The following is a 7,240-nucleotide window of genomic DNA, read 5'->3' as shown; positions in this document are numbered from 1 at the left end:
TTTGCGTAAGGCGAAGGATCATTTTTATGAAGCTGAAGAACACCATTCTGGCGTCGACCCTGTTATCACTGCTGGCAGCCAATGCGTTTGCTGCCAAAGAGTTAACGCCAGAACAAGCGGCCGCGTTAAAACCATTCGAACGTATCAATATTAGCGGCCGTTTTAATGCAATTGGCGATGCAACAGACGCCGTGTCTAAAGCCGCCGACGCCAAAGGCGCGGACTCTTTCTACGTGCAGGGCATCAACGACAGCAACGGTAACGGTGGCAACTGGCGCGTTACCGCCGATCTGTACAAAGCCAATGCAGCGAAAGTGGAACAAAGCACGCAATACCGGATGTTCAACGGAGTGAAAGAACTGCCGAAGGCGGAAGCATATCGCCTTGAGCCGTTTGACACCGTCTCCGTCAGCGGCTTCTTCTCCAGCCAGCCGGACGTGAACGAAGCCATCGCCAAAGCGGCGAAAAACAAAGGCGCGGCCTCCTTCTTTATTGTGCGTCAGGTGGATGCTAACAACGGTGGCAACCAGTACGTGACCGCCTACGTGTATAAAGCCGATGCCAAAGCGCGCGTGGTGCAGGATACGTCTGACTCGATTCCAGCTGATTCAGAAGCCGGTAAAGCAGCCCTGGCTGCGGGCGGCGCAGCGGCGAAGAAAGTGGCAATCCCTGGTGTTGCTTCCTCGGATACGCCGAGCACCAGCGTGGGTCGTTTCTTTGAAACCCAAAGCTCTACCGGTCAGCGTTATACTGTGACGCAGCCGGATGGCCGCAGCGTGCAGGAAGTCAATGCGATCACGGCCGCACAGATGCAACCGTTTGACACCATCTCCTTCTCCGATCACTTCGGCACGCCAACCGAGATCTCAGAAGCCGTGGGCAAACGCGCCATCGCCAAAGGCGCGAAGTACTATCACATTACGCGCCAGTGGCAGAATCAGAGCGGCGGCAACCTGACCGTCACCGCTGACCTGTTTAAATAATCCCCGCGCAGGGCGGCGCCCGTCGCCCTGCCGTTTGCATAATTCGTAGTCAGATCTGCATAGTCTTGCATTGCCTTCACCGTTCGCTCTCCGTAAAATCTGCCGCCTGTTTTCAGGGTATTCCGTTTTAAACGGGACTGATTGCCACGTTACACTCTGGCTGAACAACTACTACCCAGCACACTCTGCTGCTCAGGAATGGCGTTTTGGATAAAAAATTAGGTCTTAGCGCGCTCACTGCGCTGGTGCTCAGCTCGATGCTCGGCGCGGGCGTCTTTAGCCTGCCACAAAATATGGCGGCGGTTGCCGGTCCGGCGGCGCTGCTGATCGGCTGGCTGATTACCGGTGTCGGTATCCTCTTTCTGTCGCTGGCGATGTTGCTGCTGACGCGTCTGCGCCCGGAACTGGATGGCGGCATCTTCACCTACGCGCGCGCCGGCTTCGGCGAGCTGACCGGCTTCTGCTCGGCATGGGGTTACTGGCTGTGTGCGGTGATTGCCAACGTCTCGTATCTGGTGATTGTATTTTCAGCGCTGAGCTTCTTTACCGATACGCCGGATCGCATCGTGTTTGGCGATGGCAATACGTGGCAGGCGATGCTTGGCGCTTCCGTGCTGCTGTGGCTGGTGCACTGGCTGGTGCTGCGCGGCGTACAGACGGCGGCCAGCATCAACCTGCTGGCGACGCTGGGCAAACTGGTGCCGCTGCTGCTGTTCGTGGTACTGGCGCTGCTGGCGTTTAATTACGATCGCTTCCGTTTTGATTTTGACGGCGCGGCGCTCGGCCAGCCGCTGTGGCAGCAGGTTAAACAGACCATGCTGATCACCCTGTGGGTGTTTATTGGTGTGGAAGGCGCGGTGGTGGTCTCCGCCCGCGCGCGGCACAAAAAAGATGTCGGGCGTGCGACGCTGCTGGCGGTGCTGGCCGCGCTGCTGGTCTATCTGCTGGTGACGCTGCTGTCGCTTGGCGTGGTGCCGCGTGCGGAACTGGCGCAGATGCGCAATCCGTCGATGGCCGGTCTGATGGAACGGCTGCTGGGTCACTGGGGCGATGCGGTGATTGCGGTTGGCCTGATTATCTCGGTATGCGGGGCCTATCTCAGCTGGACCATTATGGCGGCAGAAGTCCCGTTCCTCGCCGCGCAGCAGGGCGCGTTTCCGCGCAGCATTGCCCGGCAAAACCGCCATAACGCGCCGGCGGCGTCGCTGTGGCTGACCAACGGTAGCGTGCAGGTGTGCCTGATTCTGATTGCGGTTACCGGCGCGGATTACAACACACTGCTGACCATCGCCTCAGAAATGATCCTCGTGCCCTATTTGCTGGTCGGTCTGTTTCTGGTGAAAGTGGTGCGCGGTCAGCATAAACCGCTGGCCCTGCTGACGGGCCTCGGTGCCAGCGCCTATGGGCTCTGGCTGCTGTACGCCTCGGGGCCGCTGCATCTGCTGTTGTCGGTGGTGCTTTACGCGCCGGGTCTGCTGCTATTCCTGTATGCACGACGCGGTGGCCGCGGCGACCAACCGCTGTTTGCGCTGGAGCGCATCGCCATCGTGCTGTTAATTGCCGCCTCACTGCCCGCGCTGTGGCAGCTGACGCGCTAATCAGTGCGGTTGTAAGGGAATGGAAACGCACAGCAGATCGTTCTGCTGTGTCAGATTGAGCGGCTTGCGGTATTCCAGATGGATGGCGTCAAGCTGCTCAGCGGACAGCGGATAAGGCAACTGAATATCGAAGCGGCTGATGTGCTGCTGTTCGGCCAGGGTGATCAGTCGGGCGATGTTAATTTCGTCGCTGACCTGGGTTGAAATGATTTGTAATGCTAATTCTTTCAGATGGTCGTCGCTGGCCTGTAAACTGTGCCCGGACTTGCGCGTCACCATGCCAAAAATTGGCATCACGCCGTAAATGGCATCGACAAAGCTCCAGCGTTTTTTGCAGGAAGCGGAAAGGAAGTCACTGTAGTTGAAGCAGATGCGGTCACTGTATCCGGCTGAAGCCAGCTCTTTATCAGACACCCTCGCACTCCTCCTGTTTTCAGTACGATTCCGAACCTTGCGCCAGAACGCGCCGGTAATAATGGCACATTTCACGGTGTACATACCAGTAAGACAAGGATAATTCGTGCGGTAGCGTAGAGCTCAGGACCAGGAAAAGCTATGCTGCTGACATTCTCAGCCATGACAGAGCATTATGAACAAAATTGTCTATGTGGAAGATGAGCCGGAAGTCGGCGAACTGATTGCGGCTTATCTTGGCCGCCACGATATTGAGGTGCTGGTTGAGACGCGCGGCGATCGCGCGGAAGCGACCATTCTCGCCGCCGATCCGGATCTGGTATTACTGGATATCATGCTGCCGGGCAAAGATGGCATGACGCTGTGCCGCGATTTGCGTGCGCACTGGCAGGGACCGATTGTGCTGCTGACCTCGCTCGACAGCGACATGAACCACATTCTGGCGCTGGAGATGGGCGCCAATGACTATATTCTGAAAACCACGCCGCCGGCGGTGCTGCTGGCGCGTCTGCGCCTGCATCTGCGCCAGGCGCACGTGGCCAAACCGGAAGCCGCACCCGCCGTGCAGAGCTCGCAAAAGGTGCTGCGGTTTGGTTCACTCACCATTGATGCGCTCAACCGCCAGGTGATCCTGTTCGACGAACCGATCACCCTTTCGACCGCCGATTTTGACCTGCTGTGGGAGCTGGCGAGCCACGCCGGAGAAATTCTCGACCGTGACGCGTTGCTGAAAACCCTGCGCGGCGTGAGCTATGACGGCATGGATCGCAGCATCGACGTCGCCATTTCACGCCTGCGCAAGAAACTGTACGACAGCGCCACCGAGCCGTTCCGCATCAAAACCATCCGTAACAAAGGCTATCTGTTCGCGCCGCAGGCCTGGGATACCCGCTCCTGATGAGAAAGCTCTTCATTCAGTTCTATCTGCTGCTGTTCGTCTGCTTCCTGGTGATGACGCTGCTGGTGGGTCTGGTGTACAAATTCACCGCCGAGCGCGCCGGACGCCAGTCGATGAACGATCTGATGGCCAGCTCGCTGTTTCTGATGCGCAGCGAGCTGCGTGAGATCCCGCCGCGCGACTGGAATAAAACCATCCGCAACCTCGATCTCGATTTATCCTTTGAGCTGCACATCGAACCGATGAGCAAATATCAGCTGGACGAAGCCGACATGAAGCGGCTGCGCGCCGGTGAGATCGTCGCCCTTGACGATCAGTACACCTTCCTGCAGCACATCCCGCGCAGCCACTATGTGCTGTCGGTCGGACCGATTCCTTACCTGTTTTATCTGCACCAGATGCGCATCCTTGATATCGCCCTGCTGGCGTTTATTGGCATGTCGCTGGCGCTGCCGGTGTTCATCTGGCTGCGGCCTCACTGGCAGGAGATGCAGCGGCTGGAGAAAGCGGCTCAGCGCTTTGGTCGCGGCGAGCTTGACGTGCGCACCCATTTTGAAAACACCTCCAGCCTGCACAGCCTTGGCGTGGCGTTCAACCAGATGGCGGACAACATCAATACGCTGGTGGCGAGTAAAAAACAGCTGATTGATGGTATCGCGCACGAGCTGCGCACGCCGCTGGTCCGGTTGCGATACCGGCTGGAGATGAGTGAAAACCTCAGCGCGGCAGAATCCGCGGCGCTGAACCGTGACGTCGGCCAGCTGGAGAGCCTGATTGAGGAGCTGCTGACCTATGCGCGCCTCGACCGGCCGCGCGTTGACCTCAATCTGCAATCTTTCGATCTGGCCCAGTGGCTGCGCGTGCACATCGCTGACGTGCAGACCATGAATCCGCAGACGCACATTACGCTGGATATTCCGCAGCTGGAAAACATTGGCGCGGCAGATACGCGCCTGATGGAGCGGGTGCTGGATAACCTCGTGAATAACGCCCTGCGCTATGCGCAGCAGCGGCTGCGTGTCAGCCTGTGGTTTGACGGCGCCATCGGCAATCTGCAGGTTGAAGATGATGGTCCGGGCATTCCGCCGGATGAACGCCAGCGGGTATTCGAGCCTTTTGTGCGGCTCGATCCCAGCCGCGATCGCGCCACCGGTGGCTGCGGCCTCGGTCTGGCGATTGTGCACTCTATTGCGCAGGCGCTGCAGGGCCAGGTCTCGATTGAGAGCAGTCCGCTGGGCGGCGCCTGCGTGCGCTTCTGCTGGCCAGTTGATCTCCCCTTGCGCGACGTGACGCCGCGCTTACCTTCATAAGGAGCTTGTTACATGACCGCAGCTTATCAGGAACTTAGCCGCACCTTTCAGCGCCTGGCGCGTTTTGGCCATCTGGGCGCGATTGCCGGCGTGGATATGCAAACCACCATGCCGCCGGGCGGCAGCCAGGCGCGTGGAGAAGCGATGGCGGAGCTGAGCGTATTTATGCACGAGCTGCTGACCGACAAGCGCCTCGGCGGGCTGTTTGACGCCGCCGGACAGGAGTCGCTGAACGATGTGGAGCAGGCCAATCTGGGCGAAATGCAGCGCGCGTGGCGCCAGGCAACGCTGCTGCCGGCCTCGCTGGTGGAAGCCAAATCGCTGGCCGGCTCGCGCTGTGAACACGCGTGGCGCAGTCAGCGTCCGGCCAATGACTGGCAGGGCTTCAGCGCTAACCTGAAAGAAGTGGTGAAGCTGAGCCGCGAAGAGGCACAGCTGCGCGCCGATGCGCTCGGCGTATCACGCTACGATGCGCTGCTGGATGTGTTTGAGCCAGGCATGACCAGCGCGCAGCTCGACAGCACTTTTGGCGATCTGAAAAGCTGGCTGCCGGATCTGCTGCAAAAAGCGGTAGCCCGCCAGCAGGCAACGCCGATTGCCCAGCCGGTCGGCCCCTTCGCCATTGAATCGCAGAAACAGCTCGGCCTGAGCGTGATGGCTACGTTAGGGTTTGATTTTAATCACGGCCGGCTGGACGTGAGCGCCCACCCGTTCTGCGGCGGCGTACCGGAAGATGTGCGTATCACCACACGCTACAACGAAAACGATTTTCTCAGCGCGCTGATGGGCGTGATCCACGAAACCGGCCATGCGCGCTATGAGCAGAATCTGCCACAGCAGTGGCGCGGACAGCCGGTGGCGCTGGCGCGCTCGACCGCGATGCATGAATCGCAAAGCCTGTTTATGGAGATGCAGCTGGGGCGCAGTCACGCCTTCCTGCAGCATATTCATCCCCAGGTGGTGGCGCTGATGGGCGACCAGCCGGCGCTGGAACGCAACAACTTTATTCGTCTGACCCAGCGCGTGAAGCCGGGCTTTATTCGCGTCGATGCCGATGAGCTGAGCTATCCGGCCCATGTGATTTTACGTTATGAAATCGAGCGGGCGCTGATTGAAGGCGAGATTGAAGTCGAGGATATTCCGGCGCTGTGGGATGAAAAAATGCAGCAGTCGCTGGGTATTGATACGCGCGGCAACTACCGCGACGGCTGTATGCAGGATATTCACTGGACCGACGGCGCCTTCGGCTACTTCCCGACCTACACGCTGGGCGCGATGTACGCTGCTCAGCTGTTCCAGGCGGTAAAACGCGCCATTCCGCAGGTGGACGAATTGATTCAGCAGGGCGAACTGCAACCGGTGTTTGACTGGCTGCAGCAGAACATCTGGCAGCACGGCAGCCGCTTCCCTACGCAGCAGCTGCTGATCAATGCCACTGGCGAAGCGCTCAATCCACACTATTTCCGTCAGCATCTGGAACAGCGTTATCTCTCTGCCTGATCCGTGCGGCGGCCTGCCCGGCCGCCGTTTTTTGCGCGGAGAGTGATCCGCACTTATCCCCGCCCTGCCCGGTTTTCCTGCTTTGTACAATCCGTTACACGCCGATACCATTCCCTCACTGAAGGCGCGAATTGTTTTACATATAGTGCATTCACCGGCCCCGCAGTGGGCTACACATGAAAAAATAGTTCGAGGGTTTTGCAATGAAAAAATTATTTGCGCTGGTGATCGCCGCTGCTATGGGTCTGTCTTCTGTAGCCTTCGCTGCTGAGACAACAACTGCTGCTCCTGCTGCTGCTGCAACTACCGCTGCACCGGCTAAGCACAAAGCTGTTCACCACAAAAAAGCCGCTGCTCAGAAAGCGCAGGCTGCCAAAAAGCACAAGAAAGTAGAGAAGAAAGCACCAGCGGCTCAGAAAGCGCAGGCGGCTAAAAAGCACCACAAGAAAGCCACCAAACCAGCTGCTCAGAAAGCCCAGGCCGCTAAAAAGCACCACAAAAAAGCAACCAAGCCAGCTGCACAGAAAGCCCAGGCTG

The 7,240-nt window shown here is 58.7% G+C and carries 7 protein-coding genes; 6 read left to right on the top strand and 1 reads right to left on the bottom strand.

Annotated elements, in window-relative coordinates:
- The first annotated feature begins 26 nt into the window (after positions 1-26).
- Together ydgH and QMM04_RS19505 are read left to right on the top strand one after the other, a co-directional pair.
- Positions 27-983, top strand: coding sequence for a DUF1471 family protein YdgH (gene ydgH / locus QMM04_RS19510; protein WP_021506110.1), 957 nt, complete (start codon positions 27-29; stop codon positions 981-983).
- A 206-nt stretch (positions 984-1,189) separates the two neighbouring features.
- A complete protein-coding gene (locus QMM04_RS19505) occupies positions 1,190-2,581 on the top strand; it encodes a basic amino acid/polyamine antiporter (RefSeq protein ID WP_125308773.1) in 1,392 nt (463 codons plus the stop codon).
- Here the strand turns inward: QMM04_RS19505 and QMM04_RS19500 are convergent, their stop codons facing one another.
- Entirely contained in the window at positions 2,582-2,995 is a 414-nt protein-coding gene (locus QMM04_RS19500; RefSeq protein ID WP_021506112.1) for a hypothetical protein, read from the bottom strand. It lies immediately after the preceding gene.
- A gap of 175 nt (positions 2,996-3,170) precedes the next feature.
- On the opposite strand from QMM04_RS19500, the gene rstA reads away from it, so the two are divergent.
- The 4 genes from rstA to asr all read left to right on the top strand — a co-directional run.
- Complete coding sequence (gene rstA, locus QMM04_RS19495) at positions 3,171-3,893, top strand: two-component system response regulator RstA (RefSeq protein ID WP_021506113.1); 723 nt, start codon at positions 3,171-3,173, stop codon at positions 3,891-3,893.
- The gene (gene rstB, locus QMM04_RS19490) at positions 3,893-5,203 is read left to right on the top strand and encodes a two-component system sensor histidine kinase RstB (protein ID WP_021506114.1); all 1,311 of its coding nucleotides are present in this window, start codon (positions 3,893-3,895) and stop codon (positions 5,201-5,203) included. The genes rstA and rstB overlap by 1 nt, the downstream gene beginning before the upstream one ends.
- Before the next feature lie 12 nt (positions 5,204-5,215).
- Positions 5,216-6,703, top strand: a complete 1,488-nt coding sequence (locus tag QMM04_RS19485) for a carboxypeptidase M32 (protein ID WP_125308779.1) — start codon at positions 5,216-5,218, stop codon at positions 6,701-6,703.
- Between the two features lie 203 nt (positions 6,704-6,906).
- Positions 6,907-7,240: acid resistance repetitive basic protein Asr (asr, locus tag QMM04_RS19480; protein ID WP_282996803.1), on the top strand; the 334-nt coding region annotated here is incomplete at its 3' end.

The organism is Pantoea sp. Pa-EAmG, assembly GCF_030024295.1.
GTDB classification, from domain to species: Bacteria; Pseudomonadota; Gammaproteobacteria; order Enterobacterales; family Enterobacteriaceae; genus Pantoea; species Pantoea dispersa.
Note: the sequence above shows the minus strand (reverse complement) of the source record. Positions and strands in the feature narration are given on the sequence as shown.

Coding starts and splice junctions, on each gene's coding strand:
- ydgH (WP_021506110.1), top strand. CDS start 27: ATGAAGCTGAAGAACACCATTCTGGCGTCGACCCTGTTATCACTGCTG.
- rstA (WP_021506113.1), top strand. CDS start 3,171: ATGAACAAAATTGTCTATGTGGAAGATGAGCCGGAAGTCGGCGAACTG.
- rstB (WP_021506114.1), top strand. CDS start 3,893: ATGAGAAAGCTCTTCATTCAGTTCTATCTGCTGCTGTTCGTCTGCTTC.
- QMM04_RS19485 (WP_125308779.1), top strand. CDS start 5,216: ATGACCGCAGCTTATCAGGAACTTAGCCGCACCTTTCAGCGCCTGGCG.